General features: G+C 68.5%; 13 protein-coding genes, 1 pseudogene and 1 riboswitch. Of the genes and pseudogenes, 13 read left to right on the top strand and 1 reads right to left on the bottom strand.

Annotated elements, in window-relative coordinates:
- From IP78_RS01740 to IP78_RS01715, 6 genes and pseudogenes are all read left to right on the top strand, one after another.
- Positions 1-470, top strand: a pseudogene (locus tag IP78_RS01740) (deoxyguanosinetriphosphate triphosphohydrolase); the annotation flags it as partial.
- 81 nt (positions 471-551) lie between these two features.
- Entirely contained in the window at positions 552-1283 is a 732-nt protein-coding gene (locus tag IP78_RS01735; protein ID WP_054109986.1) for an SPOR domain-containing protein, read from the top strand.
- Between the two features lie 5 nt (positions 1284-1288).
- Positions 1289-2335, top strand: coding sequence for a beta-N-acetylhexosaminidase (gene nagZ / locus IP78_RS01730; protein WP_054109985.1), 1047 nt, complete (start codon positions 1289-1291; stop codon positions 2333-2335).
- A gap of 2 nt (positions 2336-2337) precedes the next feature.
- Positions 2338-3159, top strand: coding sequence for a ScpA family protein (locus IP78_RS01725; protein ID WP_054109984.1), 822 nt, complete (start codon positions 2338-2340; stop codon positions 3157-3159).
- Positions 3156-3815: an SMC-Scp complex subunit ScpB gene (scpB, locus tag IP78_RS01720; RefSeq protein WP_054109983.1), complete on the top strand. Its 660-nt coding sequence runs from the start codon at positions 3156-3158 to the stop codon at positions 3813-3815. The genes IP78_RS01725 and scpB overlap by 4 nt, the downstream gene beginning before the upstream one ends.
- 52 nt (positions 3816-3867) lie before the next feature.
- A complete protein-coding gene (locus IP78_RS01715; RefSeq protein ID WP_054109982.1) occupies positions 3868-4143 on the top strand; it encodes a hypothetical protein in 276 nt (91 codons plus the stop codon).
- 4 nt (positions 4144-4147) lie between these two features.
- On the opposite strand, the gene ispH is transcribed toward IP78_RS01715, so the two are convergent.
- Positions 4148-5119: a 4-hydroxy-3-methylbut-2-enyl diphosphate reductase gene (ispH, locus tag IP78_RS01710; RefSeq protein WP_054109981.1), complete on the bottom strand. Its 972-nt coding sequence runs from the start codon at positions 5117-5119 to the stop codon at positions 4148-4150.
- Between the two features lie 140 nt (positions 5120-5259).
- Between ispH and IP78_RS01705 the strand changes: the two genes are divergently transcribed.
- The 7 genes from IP78_RS01705 (at position 5260) to gcvT (ending at position 11644) form a co-directional block, all read left to right on the top strand.
- The gene (locus IP78_RS01705) at positions 5260-5925 is read left to right on the top strand and encodes a hypothetical protein (RefSeq protein WP_054109980.1); all 666 of its coding nucleotides are present in this window, start codon (positions 5260-5262) and stop codon (positions 5923-5925) included.
- Positions 5922-7685, top strand: coding sequence for an arginine--tRNA ligase (argS, locus tag IP78_RS01700; RefSeq protein ID WP_054109979.1), 1764 nt, complete (start codon positions 5922-5924; stop codon positions 7683-7685). The genes IP78_RS01705 and argS overlap by 4 nt, the downstream gene beginning before the upstream one ends.
- 79 nt (positions 7686-7764) lie before the next feature.
- Positions 7765-8547, top strand: coding sequence for an NYN domain-containing protein (locus IP78_RS01695; protein ID WP_231680852.1), 783 nt, complete (start codon positions 7765-7767; stop codon positions 8545-8547).
- A gap of 30 nt (positions 8548-8577) precedes the next feature.
- Positions 8578-8829, top strand: a complete 252-nt coding sequence (locus IP78_RS01690) for a hypothetical protein (RefSeq protein WP_054109977.1) — start codon at positions 8578-8580, stop codon at positions 8827-8829.
- Positions 8826-9245 carry a type II toxin-antitoxin system VapC family toxin gene (locus IP78_RS01685; RefSeq protein ID WP_054109976.1) on the top strand — a complete coding sequence of 140 codons (420 nt, stop codon included), beginning with the start codon at positions 8826-8828 and terminating at the stop codon, positions 9243-9245. The genes IP78_RS01690 and IP78_RS01685 overlap by 4 nt, the downstream gene beginning before the upstream one ends.
- The gene (locus IP78_RS01680) at positions 9242-10258 is read left to right on the top strand and encodes an adenosine deaminase (RefSeq protein WP_054109975.1); all 1017 of its coding nucleotides are present in this window, start codon (positions 9242-9244) and stop codon (positions 10256-10258) included. The genes IP78_RS01685 and IP78_RS01680 overlap by 4 nt, the downstream gene beginning before the upstream one ends.
- 29 nt (positions 10259-10287) lie before the next feature.
- Positions 10288-10383: riboswitch (glycine riboswitch) on the top strand.
- A gap of 145 nt (positions 10384-10528) precedes the next feature.
- Positions 10529-11644, top strand: coding sequence for a glycine cleavage system aminomethyltransferase GcvT (gene gcvT, locus IP78_RS01675; protein WP_054109974.1), 1116 nt, complete (start codon positions 10529-10531; stop codon positions 11642-11644).
- Positions 11645-11646: the final 2 nt, after the last annotated feature.

Raw genomic sequence — 11646 nt, 5'->3', positions numbered from 1 at the left:
CCCGCCAGGACTGGCCGAACCTGTCCGAGCGGATGCTGCGGCTCGAGGCCGTGCGGCGCATGATCGGCGTCATGGTCGACGATGTCCTGGCCGAGACTGAACGGCGCATTACCGAAGACGGCGTGGCCTCGACCGAGGACGTCAGGGCGGCACGGCGCACGCTGGTGCAGTTCTCCGACACCATGCTTGCCGATCTGGGCCACCTCCGGCGTTTCCTGTTCGAGCGGATGTATCGCCACTACCGGGTCAACCGGACCCGCAGCCAAGCCCGGCGTATCCTGGCCGAAATGTTCCAGCTGTTCATGGCCGAGCCAGAGGTCCTGCCGACGGAGTGGGGTGCCCGCGCCGTGACCGACGATCTTCACAGGAGGGCCCGGGCCGTCTGCGACTACATCGCCGGCATGACGGACCGCTATGCCATCGAGGAACACAGGAAGCTGTTCACCCTCGACCTCGCGCTCGATCTGTGATTCCTCACGGGGGCCGGGGCGGCATAGACTGACGGGCCGGATCGCCGATTCGTGCGGAGCCCGAACCGAGGCGCACAGACCATGTCCTACGACGACGACAACCGTCCCCGCGACCGAGGCGCCTATACGCCGCCGACGGATGACGACCTGCCGTTCAACAGGGGCGGCTACGACCCGCGCCGCGCGCCGCCCCGGAAAGCGCCGCCGGTGACCTTGCTGGTCAGCGCCGGGGTGCTGCTGGTCCTCATCATCGCGGTCGTCCTGTTCTATCGCTCCGGCCTGCGGTCCTCGACGGACGCGCCGCCGGCTGTCGGCACGCCCGTGGCCCAGATGAAAGTTGAGGCCCCGATCGAGGCCCAGCCGATAGACCCGGAAGCGGATGTCGGCCTCTATGACGAGGTCCCTGAAACCACCGCCGCTCCCGAGTTCGCTCCTCCGCCCGAGACGCCACTGCCTCGCCCCGTCCCGCGTCCTATCGAGACCGCCGAGAAGGCCGAACCCGTGCGTCCGACGGCTCCGGCCACCCGGCCGGCGGCTGTCCAAACCCCCGCGCCTGTCGCTGACGGCGCCGGAGGCAGCGCAGCCGTCCAGATTGGTGCCTTCTCCTCGACGGCCATCGCCGATCGCGAGTACGCCGCCGTCGCTGCCCGCTTTCCGCAATTCGCCCGCAACGCCACCAAGCGGGTGCAGGAGGTGACGGCTTCGAACGGCTCGACGGTTTATCGCACGACGTTCACGGGGCTGTCGGCGGCAGACGCCCGCGCCTTCTGCGCCGCCATCCAGGCGGGCGGTGGCGACTGCCTGGTACGCTAGGCGGCGTGTCCAGCGCCGCCATCCTCGCCTGCAAGGGCCCGATCCTGACCGGGGACGAGCGCGCCTTCTTCGCCGAGGCGCGGCCCTGGGGCTTCATCCTGTTTCGACGCAATGTCGAAAGCCCGGAGCAGGTCCTGCGGCTGACGGATACGATGCGCGAGTCGGTGGGCTGGGACTGCCCCGTTCTGGTCGATCAGGAGGGCGGCCGGGTCCAGCGACTTGGGCCGCCGCACTGGTCCAGGTATCCACCGGGCGAGGCCTTCCTGAAGGCGACCAACGATCCCCTCACAGCGCGCGAGCTCGCGCGGCTGGGCGGGCGGCTGATGGCGCACGACCTGAAGGCCGTGGGGATCAACGTCGACTGCGCCCCGGTGCTGGATGTGCCCACGCCCGGTGCACACGACATCATCGGCGACCGCGCCTACGCCCAGGATCCGGCGACCGTGGCGCAGCTCGGTCGGGCCGTGGCCGAGGGACTTCTGGCGGGCGGCGTCCTGCCGGTCATCAAGCACATGCCCGGCCACGGCCGCGCCTTCGCCGACAGCCACAAGGAACTGCCAACCGTCCACGCCGATCTGGATCATCTGGACGCCTGGGACTTCGCCCCGTTCAAGGCCCTGTCGGACATGCCGATCGGCATGACGGCCCACATCGTCTTCACCGCCATCGACAAAAAGCGTCCGGCGACCCAGTCGAAGAAGGCGATCCGACTGATCCGTGAGCGGCTCGGGTTCGGCGGCCTGCTCCTGTCCGACGACCTGTGCATGAATGCCCTTTCCGGCGATCTGACCGAGCGGGCCGAAAAGTCGCTCAAGGCCGGGTGCGACCTCGTCATTCACTGGACCGGCGACATGGCGGAGATGGAGCAGGTCATGGCCGGGGTGGGCAAGCTGAAGGGAGGAGCCGCGCGCCGGGCCTCGGCGGCGCTCGCCCGCATCGTCCATACGCCCGAGCCGCTGGATGTATTCGAGGCGCGCGGCCGGTTCGACGCCATGTTGGCTGGTCGCCTGACTGCCGCCAAGGGTCCCGACGTTGGCGAGGCTCAGGCCTGAGGATGGCGGAGGCGTTCCAACCGAACCTGGACTTCACCGCCGTCGATGAAGTCGACGCGCGCGACGCCTTCGTGGTCGATCTGGACGGCTACGAAGGCCCTCTGCATGTGCTGCTGGCGCTCGCCCGGACGCAGAAGGTCGACCTGCTGAAGCTGTCGATCACGCGACTGGCCGAGCAGTATCTGGCCTTCGTGCACGAGGCTCGGCGCCGGAACTTCTCCCTGGCGGCCGACTACCTCGTGATGGCGTCGTGGCTGGCCTATCTGAAGTCGCGGCTGCTGCTTCCCCGCACCGAAAAGGGCAAGGCCGACGAACCGCCGGCCGAGGAAATGGCCGCCGCCTTGGCCTTTCGCCTGCAGAAGCTGGAGGCCATGCGAAAGGCGTCCGAAGCCCTCATGGCCAGGCCCCAGCTGAAGCGCGATGTCTTCACGCGCGGCGACCCGGAGGCGACGGTGATCGTGCCGTCCGACCGCATCGACGCCAGCCTGTATGAGCTCATGGCCGCCTATGTCGGCCAACGGCGTCGTGAGCAGGGCCGCCAGTACAATCCGACCCAGCGCATCGAGGCCTTCGCGCTTGAGGAAGCCCGCGACTGGTTGAGGAACATCCTGCCCCGCCTCGCCGACTGGACGCCGCTGACCCGCGTGGCCCCGGTCCGGGACGAAGGCGAGGGGCCAAGCCAGGCCAGCTTCACCGCCTCGACCCTCTCCGCCAGTCTGGAACTGGTCAAGGAAGGCGCGATGGACGTGCGACAGGAGAAGGCGTTCGAGGACGTCTGGCTGAAACGCCGGGGCCGGGGCCAGCCGCTGGAGCTGACGCCGTGAGCGACCTGCGTTTCGCCCCCGACGAGGCCGAGATCGAACGCCGGGTCGAGGCCCTGCTGTTCGCCGCCGCCGGGCCTCTGTCGGCCGCCGACATCGCGCGCCGCCTGCCCGAAGGGGCCGACGTTGGCCGCGCCATTGCCTCGCTCCGCGCCCGCTACGAAGGCCGGGGCGTGGAGCTGGAGTGCGTCGCCGATCGCTGGCGGTTCCGCACCGCCGCCGACCTCGGTTTTCTTATGACAGAAGAGCGCGAGGAGCCCCGCCGCCTGTCCAAGGCCGCGCTGGAGACCTTGGCCATCATCGCCTACCACCAGCCTGTGACCCGCGCCGAGATCGAGAGCGTGCGGGGCGTCTCCATATCCAAGGGCACGCTCGACCTTCTGCTCGAGATGGGGTTCGTCCGTCTGCGGGGACGTCGCCGCACGCCGGGCCGCCCCGTGACCTATGCGACCGCCGACCGCTTTCTGGAGCACTTCGGCCTCGCCAGCCTCTATGACCTGCCGGGCGCGGCCGAGATGAAGGCGGCGGGCCTGCTCGACCTGTCGCTGCCTGTCGGCTTCGAGGTGCCGGACCCCTCGCGCACCGGCTCCGAGGACGAGGAAGACCCCATAGAGGACGGCGACGCCCCCGAGTTCGCCCAGGACTTCGTCGGCGACTGAACCATTGGCGACCTTGGCCGTTCCTCGTCGAACGCCGTCCAAGGAGAACCCGATGCGCACCTTGCTGTTCGTGACTGGAGCCGCCGCCCTGGCGCTCGCCGCCTGCACCCCCGCCGCCGAGGAGCCGGCCGACGCCGCTCCCGCCCCCGAGATCGAGTCCACCACCGCCCCGGCCGTCGGCGGTCCGACGGCGCTTCCGACCGACGGCGGCGTCACGCCGGCCCCAGACTCGATGGCAACCGCCACCGAGGAAGAGGTCGCGGCCCCGGCGTCACCGGCTGAAGCGGCCGCCCTGTCCGGTGGATCGCAACAGGCCGACCGGAACTGACGCCTTAGACCGTCAAAGCCCGAGGCAGCTTGAACGTCACCGTCTCGGGCTCGCCCGGATCATCCGCAACAGTGACGTCGAACCGCCCGCGCAGGGCGTCGATCACGCCCTGAACCAGAGGCTCGGGGGCGGACGCCCCGGCCGTGATGCCGACGGTCGAAACCCCTTCGAGCCAGGTCCAGTCCAGCTGGCTTGCGTCGTCCAGAAGCCGCGCGTCCCGGGCCCCGGCCCGCAGCGCGACCTCAACCAGCCGCACCGAGTTGGACGAATTCTTCGATCCGACGACCAGCACCAGGTCCGAGCCGTTGGCCAACTGCTTGACCGCCTCCTGCCGATTGGTGGTGGCGTAGCAGATGTCTTCCTTGTGCGGGTCCGGTAGCTCCGGAAAGCGCCGCTTCAGTGCCGCGACGATCTCGGCGGTATCGTCCAGCGACAGCGTGGTTTGCGTGGCGTAGGCTAGAGGCTGATCGCCCGGCCGCTGGAACGCCTCGGCGTCTTCGACCGTCTCCACCAGACTGATCGCGCCCTCGGGCAGTTGGCCAAGCGTGCCGACCACCTCTGGATGGCCGGCATGGCCGATCAGGATGATGTGCCTGCCGTTGGCATGGTGTCGTTCGGCCTCGACGTGGACCTTGGAGACCAAAGGACAGGTGGCGTCCAGAAACAGCAGCTCACGCGCCCGGGCCGTGGCGGGCACTGACTTGGGCACGCCGTGCGCCGAGAAGACAACCGGCCGATCATCCGGACACTCGTCCAGCTCCTTGACGAAGACGGCACCGAGACCCTTCAGCCGATCCACCACATGCTTGTTGTGCACGATCTCGTGGCGGACATAGACCGGCGCGCCGAACTTTTCGATCGCGCGCTCGACGATCTGGATCGCCCGATCGACCCCGGCACAGAAGCCGCGCGGCGTGGCCATCCTCACGGTCAGGGGGCGCGGGGCAATGTCGGGGGAGGGGGCGAGAGCGTTCATGTCGGAAACCTAGTCGCTTCCCTGCCACATCGCCACCGTGGCGAGGCCTCGCGAGGTTTGCGACGCCTCGCTTTAGCCGCTATCAGGCGAGATGCCTGACGGCGCTTTCGTCAGCGCCTTGATTTCCGGAACCGTTCAGAATGCGTCTTGCGACCGTCGCCCTCGCCGCCTTTGCGGTCCTCGCCTCGGCCGGTGCCGCCTCCGCCCAAAGCCAGCAGCAGCGCGAGCGCGACCGCCAGGAGGCCGGTCGAGGCGAAGAGGGGGGGCCGCGCGCCCGGCAGCCTCGCTTCGCTCCGCTTCGCAACAGGCCGAACGCCGGCCCCTGTCCGTTCGTCAAGATTCTCTATGACGCCGCCCGTTACGTGGAGCTCGAGGGTGGCCGGGCCGCCGTGTCGGCCGTTGGCTACACCGGGGAAATCGAAGGCGTGACGGCAGGCTGCTCGTATCAGTCCGACGAGCCGATCACGGTCCAGACCAATGTTCTGTTCAACCTGGGCCGTGGCCCCCAGGCCAGCGATGATCGCCGCACCTATCGCTACTGGATCGCGGTCACCGAGCGGAATTCGGCGATTCTGGCCAAGGAATATTTCGATCTGCCGGTGGATTTCGACGGCCAGCGCACGGCCTCGGTTGAACAAGGCCAGACCATCGTGATCCCGCGAGCCGACGCGACGACGTCGGGCGGCAACTTTGAGATCCTGATCGGCTTCGACGTGACGCCGGAGATGGCCGAGTTCAATCGCACGGGCAGCCGCTTCCGCATCAACGCAGGTGCCCAGGCCGCGACGGCGCCGACGGAACAATGACCGACCTGAAGACGGCCCTGGGCGAAGCGGTCGCGGCCGCCTTCGCCGCCGAAGGCGTGGACGCGGCGCTGGCGCGGGTGACGGTCTCGGACCGGCCGGATCTGGCCGATTTCCAGTCCAACGGCGCGCTCGCCGCCGCCAAAGCGATGAAGACCAACCCGCGCGAGCTGGCGACGAAGGTTGCTGCGCGGCTTGACGGCGATGCGCGCCTGTCGGGCGTCGAGGTCGCTGGGCCCGGCTTCATCAATCTGAAGGTCTCCGACGCCGCGCTGGCGACGCGAGCCCAGGCTGTGGCCGACGACGCGGCGTTCGCGGGCGCATCGCCGGTGGCGGAACCGCGCAGGGTCATCGTCGACTTCGCTGGGCCGAACGTGGCCAAGCCTATGCACGTGGGCCACCTGCGCTCGTCCATCATCGGCGAGAGCTTGAAGCGGCTGTTCCGCTTCCGGGGTGACACCGTCTGGGGCGACGCCCACTTCGGCGACTGGGGCTTTCAGATGGGTCTGCTGATCGTCGCGGTCGGCGACGAAGGCAAGGCGGCTGCGTTTCTGGTCGAGGGCGAGGGCCCGTTTCCCGAACAGAGTCCGGTCACGCTTGAGGACCTGGAAAGGCTGTATCCGCAGGCGGCCGCGAGGGCCAAGGAAGACACCGCCTTTCGCGACCGCGCCCGCAAGGCGACGGCGGAGCTTCAGGCCGGCCGCCCCGGCTACCGCGCCCTGTGGCGGCATTTCGTGGCGGTCAGCCGCACTGCGCTGGAACGCGAGTTCGGCGCTCTGGGCGTCACCTTCGACCTGTGGAACGGCGAGAGCGACGCCGATCCCCTGATCCCGGCCATGGTCGAGGAGATAAAGGCGAAGGGGCTGGCCGAGTTCGATCAGGGTGCCTGGATCATCCGGGTGGTCGAGGAGGACGACAAGCGCGAGCTGCCGCCCTTGCTCTTGGTCTCGTCCGAAGGCTCGGCCATGTACGGCACGACCGACCTGGCCACCATCCTGCAACGCCGCCGCGAGCAGGATTTCGACCTCGTCCTGTATTGCGTAGACGCGCGTCAGGCCGACCATTTCGAGCAGGTGTTCCGCGCCGCCTACAAGTGCGGCTACGCTACGCCGGGCCAGCTGGAGCATGCCGCCAACGGCACCATGAACGGTTCGGACGGCAAGCCTTTCAAGACCCGCGCGGGCGGGGTGCTGAAGCTGCACGACCTGATCACCCAGGCCCGCGACAAGGCCCGCGAGCGCCTGCGCGAGGCCGAGCTCGGGGCCGACCTGCCCGACGCCGAGTTCGAGGACATCGCCGCCAAGGTGGCCGTGGCGGCGCTGAAGTTCGCCGACCTGTCGAACAACCGGACCACCAGCTACGTTTTCGACCTCGACCGCTTCATGAGCTTCGAGGGCAAGACCGGGCCGTATCTGCTGTATCAGGCCGTCCGCATCAAATCCCTGCTGAGGAAGGCCGAGGCGCAGGGCGTGCTGGCCGGACCGATCGTCGTCGCCGAGCCCGCCGAGCGCGAGCTGGCCCTGACGCTGGACGCCTTCGACGCGGCGGTGTCGGACGCCTATGACCGCCGTGCGCCCCACGCGATCGCCGAGCACGCCTATCGCCTGGCCCAGAGCTTCTCGAAGTTCTACGCCGCCTGCCCGGTTCTGGCGGCCGAAGACCCGGCCGTGGTTGGATCCCGCCTAGCGCTGGCGAAGGCGGCGCTGGATCAGCTGGAAACGGCGCTGCGCCTTCTGGGCATAGAGACGCCGGAGCGGATGTAAGCGTCTCGGCCGCTCTGTAGCCTCGGCGCCACGGACTCGTCATCGATCCTCGGGTTAACTGTCTTTGGGGGAAGACAGGATGGGGCCATCCATGGGGCGGTCGGGATCGAGGGGAGGCCAGACGCCGGTCGTGCGCCGCGACGGCTTTCGCCTGCCCGTCTTCCGAAAGCGCGCCCGGCTCTATGTCGACGGCTTCAACCTGCATCACGCGATCCTCGATCTGAATCGGCGCGAGCTGCTGTGGCTGGACCTGATGGCGCTGGGCCGCGCGCTTGTTCCACCCGGCGAACGCATGGCCGGCGTGACCTGGGTCTCTGCCCACCGGCCCCAGCGCCGTGACCGCATGGAGGCCTTGCTGGCCTATGAGGAGGCGCTGCGGGCCAGGCAGGTGCGATGCCTGATGGGCCACTTCGTCGTCCACTCGGACCACTGCCACGCCTGCGGCCACCAGTGGATGGACGCGACCGAGAAGCAGAGTGACGTCAACCTGGCGCTCGCCATCGCCGCCGACGCCGCCGCGAACAAGGTCGACGTCGCCTACATCCTGACCACCGACGGCGACCATGCCGCGACGACGCGGTTCCTCCACGAAGGCTATCCGCATATCCGCGTCGTCAGCGTCGCCCCACCGGCCCGGGGTCACAACCGCCAGCTCCTGGAATGGGCCGACGCGCGGACCGAGGTCGAGGTCGCCATGCTGGAACGCTGCGGCCTGCCCGAGCGCATCCTGACGCGGTCGGGCTATGTCGAGCGGCCGCGCGCCTGGTCCGCGAAGGAGGATGCGCCGCCTCCGCCGGGGCCGGAGACACCAACGCCGGAGATCCGGCGCGGGAACCTGAGGCTCGTCGTCTCCAACGGGTAGTGCTATATCTGCTAGCAGAGGAGTGTGGCCATGCCCGTGAACCTGCATGTGCGGAATGTCGATGACGAGGTGGCGCGTCGGCTGAAGGCGCGGGCGGCCGCCAATGGCCGGTCGGCCGAAGCGGAGCATCGCGCCCTGCTGGATCAGGCTCTGGGTTCGGCGGACAAGGTCGAGTGGATGGCCCGGGCCGACGCCTTGAGGAAGGCGATCGCGGACCGAAACGGCGGGCCCTTGTCGCCCGGTTCGGAAGTTCTCATACGCGAGGATCGCGACACGCGATGATCGTCGTGGACGCCAGCGTCCTCATCAAGTGTCTGCTCCCCGAGAAGGGCAGCGAGGAAGCTCGGACCCTGGTCGCCGAACAGTCATGCGCGGCACCGGAACTGATCGTCAGCGAATGCGCCAATGCGCTCTGGAAGAACGTGCGCCTGTCGCGCGTCACCGCCTTCGAGGCGAGACAGGCCGAGACCATCCTTGGGGAGCTCGGCCTGGAGCTGGTTCGCATGACGCCCTTGACGGTTCGAGCCCTCGATCTCTCGCTCAAGCTGGATCACCCGGCCTATGACTGCTTCTATCTGGCGCTGGCCGAGACGCGCGGCTCGGATTTGGTAACCGCCGACGGGGCCTTCCTGCGCAAGGTCGCGGACGCACGCGTTACGCCTATTCGCATCAGGCACCTTTGGGAGACGGCCCCATGACCGACCTCGACGCCTTCATTGACGACCTGCCCAAGGCGGAACTGCATCTGCACATCGAGGGCAGTCTGGAGCCCGAGCTGATGTTCGAACTGGCGGGGAGGAACAGGGTCGCCATCCCCTTTGACAGCGTCGAGGCCGTGCGCGCGGCCTACAGCTTCTCGAACCTGCAGGACTTCCTGGACATCTACTACGCCGGGGCCGACGTGCTCCGCACCGAGCGGGATTTCCACGATCTGGCGGTCGCCTATTTCGAGCGGGCGGCGGCCGACAATGTGCGCCACGCCGAAATCTTCTTCGATCCGCAGACCCACACCGACCGGGGCATCCCGTTCCAGGTCGTGGCCGACGGCCTGCTTTCCGGCATGGCGGAGGCCGAGGCGCGGCTGGGCGTGTCATCGAAGCTCATCCTCTGCTTCCTGCGCCATCTCGATGAGGACGCCGCCTTCGCCACGCTGAAGGCCGCCGAGCCCTGGCTGGACCGGATCGAGGGCGTGGGGCTGGACTCGTCCGAGGTCGGGCATCCGCCGTCGAAGTTCCGGCGTGTCTTCGACCGGGCAGGCGAGATGGGTCTGAAGCGTGTGGCCCATGCCGGAGAGGAGGGGCCGCCCGCCTATGTCTGGGAGGCGCTCGACCTGCTCCACATCGACCGCATGGATCACGGCAACCGGTCGATGGAGGACGAGGCCCTGATCGCGCGATTGGCGGCCGAGCAGATGACGCTGACGGTCTGCCCCCTGTCGAACCTCAAGCTCTGCGTCGTCGACGACCTCAAGCGCCATCCCGTGCCGGAGATGCTGCGGCGGGGGATCAAGGTGACGTTGAACTCCGACGATCCGGCCTACTTCGGCGGCTATGTGAACGAGAACTATCGTCAGCTGGCTCATGCGACCGGCCTGAGCCGCGAACAGCTGGCCGGGATCGCCCGGAACAGCTTCACCGGCTCCTTCCTGTCCGAGACCGAGAAAGCGCGTCATATCGCCGATCTGGACGCCTACGTCGCCCGCCACGCTTGACTTCGGCGCGGAGTCGGGGCCTTGGTGGCGTCGCTCTCGCGGGAGAGATCGGCCCATCGCTACGGGCCGGAGCCGAAGGCGCAACCGCCCCGGAAACGCTCAGGCAAAAGGACCGCGAGGACGTTCGGACGCTGGAAAGTCACTCCTGACGGAGTGCGCCGACGGAGCAAGCCGGGTCACCGGCGGAATCTCTCAGGTTTCCCAGACAGCGGGGGCGCGATGACGGCGGAGCTTTCCGCCGAGTGACGCGGCCCTCGAAAGTCTGAACGCATGACCGACGCATCCCTGAAGACCACGCCGCTGAACGCCGCGCACCGGGCGCTGGGCGCGCGCATGGTCGGTTTCGGCGGCTATGACATGCCGGTCCAGTACGAGGGCGTGCTGGCCGAGCACCGCTGGACGCGCGAGCACGCCGGTCTGTTCGACGTGTCGCACATGGGCCAGGCCAAGATCACGGGCGCGGACGCGCTTCGCCAGTTCGAACGTTTCGTGCCCGGCGACTATCAGGCGCTGAAGGCCGGCAAGCAGAAGTATTCCTTGCTGCTGAACGAAGCGGGCGGGATCATCGACGATCTGATGGCTGGCAAGCCCGATCACGACGGCCTGTTCGTCGTCGTCAACGCCGGCAACAAGGACGAGGACTTCGCCTTCTGGGCGGCGCACCTGTCCGGGGACGCGAAACTGACGGTGCTGGACGACCGGGCCCTCATCGCCATTCAGGGGCCGGAAGCCGCCGAGGTCATGGTCGCCCACGAGCCGGTGCTGGCCGAGTTCGGCTTCATGGACACGGCCCGACTGATGCTGTTCGGCGTGGACTGCTACGTCTCCCGCTCGGGCTACACCGGCGAGGACGGCTATGAGATCTCGGTCCCGGCCAAGGACGCCGAGCGCATCTGGAACCTGCTTCTCCAGGACGCGCGGGTGAAGCCGATCGGCCTCGGAGCGCGGGACTCCCTGCGGCTGGAAGCCGGCCTGCCGCTGCACGGGCACGACATCGATCCGACGACCTCGCCGGTCGAGGGCGCGCTGACCTTCGCCTTGTCGAAGTCGAGGAAGGAAGCCGCGAACTTCAATGGCGCCGAGCGGGTGCTGAAGGAGTTGGCGGAGGGCCCCGCCCGCGTTCGCATCGGCTTGCACGTCAAGGAAGGCGCCCCGGCCCGGGAGGGCGCGGAGATCGCCGATGCGGAGGGCCAGGTGATCGGCAAGGTCACCTCGGGCGGACCGTCGCCCAGCCTCGGAAAGAACATCGCCATGGGCTATGTGCCGCCGTCGCACGCGGCGCTGGGCACCGCGCTCCAGGTCATCGTGCGGGGCAAGCCTGCGGCCGCCGAGGTCGTCGCCATGCCCTTCGTCGCCCAACGCTATCACCGCAAACCCAAGAGCTGAGA

Origin of the sequence: Brevundimonas sp. AAP58 (assembly GCF_001295975.1) — a bacterium.
Lineage (GTDB): Bacteria > Pseudomonadota > Alphaproteobacteria > Caulobacterales > Caulobacteraceae > Brevundimonas.
This window is presented reverse-complemented; position numbering and strand designations above follow the sequence as displayed.

What these genes read in the sequence shown, in the direction of transcription:
- IP78_RS01690 (WP_054109977.1), top strand. Translation starts at nt 8,578, where the DNA reads ATGCCCGTGAACCTGCATGTGCGGAATGTCGATGACGAGGTGGCGCGT.
- IP78_RS01735 (WP_054109986.1), top strand. Translation starts at nt 552, where the DNA reads ATGTCCTACGACGACGACAACCGTCCCCGCGACCGAGGCGCCTATACG.
- IP78_RS01725 (WP_054109984.1), top strand. Translation starts at nt 2,338, where the DNA reads ATGGCGGAGGCGTTCCAACCGAACCTGGACTTCACCGCCGTCGATGAA.
- gcvT (WP_054109974.1), top strand. Translation starts at nt 10,529, where the DNA reads ATGACCGACGCATCCCTGAAGACCACGCCGCTGAACGCCGCGCACCGG.
- ispH (WP_054109981.1), bottom strand. Translation starts at nt 5,119, where the DNA reads ATGAACGCTCTCGCCCCCTCCCCCGACATTGCCCCGCGCCCCCTGACC.
- IP78_RS01685 (WP_054109976.1), top strand. Translation starts at nt 8,826, where the DNA reads ATGATCGTCGTGGACGCCAGCGTCCTCATCAAGTGTCTGCTCCCCGAG.
- argS (WP_054109979.1), top strand. Translation starts at nt 5,922, where the DNA reads ATGACCGACCTGAAGACGGCCCTGGGCGAAGCGGTCGCGGCCGCCTTC.
- IP78_RS01695 (WP_231680852.1), top strand. Translation starts at nt 7,765, where the DNA reads ATGGGGCCATCCATGGGGCGGTCGGGATCGAGGGGAGGCCAGACGCCG.
- IP78_RS01715 (WP_054109982.1), top strand. Translation starts at nt 3,868, where the DNA reads ATGCGCACCTTGCTGTTCGTGACTGGAGCCGCCGCCCTGGCGCTCGCC.
- IP78_RS01705 (WP_054109980.1), top strand. Translation starts at nt 5,260, where the DNA reads ATGCGTCTTGCGACCGTCGCCCTCGCCGCCTTTGCGGTCCTCGCCTCG.
- IP78_RS01680 (WP_054109975.1), top strand. Translation starts at nt 9,242, where the DNA reads ATGACCGACCTCGACGCCTTCATTGACGACCTGCCCAAGGCGGAACTG.